This window comes from Pseudomonas sp. P5_B2, assembly GCF_056400445.1.
The window spans coordinates 1-1251 of record NZ_JBFULH010000954.1 but is presented as its reverse complement, the minus strand read 5'-3'; the positions used below and the strand labels follow the sequence as shown (position 1 = coordinate 1251).

The window sequence follows — 1251 nt, the reverse complement described above, 5'->3', positions numbered from 1 at the left end:
CCATCGCGTCGTTGCTGATCGACACCGAAGCACCGCTGGACGTATTGCACGAAACCGCGGCTTACCGCATCCGCACCGCGACCCAATTGCTGGAGAGCATCGCGTTTGGCGAGGGTGTTCACAGCGAACTGGCGCGRGTACTGGTGACGTCGCTACGAGATGGCTGCGACTTGATGGATGTCGTCGGTCGACGATTGCGGGCACAGATTTAGACGATGTAACGAAATGGCTGTAGCTCATCAATAACGAAAGCACCTGACGAAAACATCGCAGGTGCTTTTTTGGTTTCAACTAGCAACCAGCTTACCCAAACGTCAGCACAAATGGAGCAGCCGCTCGTTGAATGGCACTTACAACATGAGGAGCACGTTCTCGATGCTGCGGATAGCGGTCAAGCACGACCTCCAGCGCCGCTAACAATTTCTGGATGCGCGCTCTTGGCTGTTCGATCTCACACGTTTGTGCAAACTCCAATAACCCTTGGCATGAGGCAAATAATGACTTGTTGCCTGCCAAATCCAGAGCCAAAACATCTTCCGGGATATAGGCCGTGGTGTTGACGATGTCGTAAGCCGGTGCCAACCGCGCATCGCGCTGCGTAGGCTCCGAGTAAAGCAAACCAAAGTTTTTCAGGTGAGCATCACCGTTCCCGATGATGCAGCTCAAGGCAACACTATCGAAGAGTTGATCGAGAGAGGAACGCAGGTGTCTTGCCGGACAAAAAAGCCGTACCGCCTTGGCAATGGCCGCATAACTTTTACTGTACTTCTGATCAGCCGAAAGCCCCATCAATGCTGCCATGTCCTCGAAACCAATCGGGTTTAGCTGATCGTCTCGGTCAAAGCGTCGCATGACAAACAGCTGCGCGTTATCGGACAGAAAGAACTCTGGAACGGGAATACCCGCTTCCTTGGCAATGGACATGCAAAGAAACTCGTTGATCGCCAGCCCGGGAAACTCCTCCCGACCACTTTTGATGATCAAATCGGAGGTTTTCGAGGTGACTCGCGGCAAACCGGTTTCCTGCTGTTCAGGTACCAACACCTTCGGCTGAACACCTGAAATGCCTGCACGAAGAATGTAACGATCAAGCAGGTCAGCGAAGATATCTTCGGTACCGTCCCACGTCAGAATCTCTTCGAGCTTTTCCCCTGGAAATTGTTGTTCAGCCAGTAAAATATCGACCGTTTCGGAGCGTACCTGGACTCGTCCAATCGGCGAACTGCTACCGGAAAGAGCCAGCAATAACAT

2 protein-coding genes are annotated in these 1251 nt (G+C 52.6%); one reads left to right on the top strand and one right to left on the bottom strand.

Going from position 1 to position 1251, the window contains the following annotated elements; translation table 11 throughout:
• Window positions 1-2: 2 nt before the first annotated feature.
• Window positions 3-212, top strand: coding sequence for a hypothetical protein (locus AC1DRJ_RS28265; RefSeq protein ID WP_477805042.1), 210 nt, complete (start codon window positions 3-5; stop codon window positions 210-212).
• A gap of 91 nt (window positions 213-303) precedes the next feature.
• On the opposite strand, the gene AC1DRJ_RS28260 is transcribed toward AC1DRJ_RS28265, so the two are convergent.
• Window positions 304-1251: type II toxin-antitoxin system HipA family toxin (locus AC1DRJ_RS28260; RefSeq protein ID WP_477805041.1), on the bottom strand; the 948-nt coding region annotated here is incomplete at its 5' end.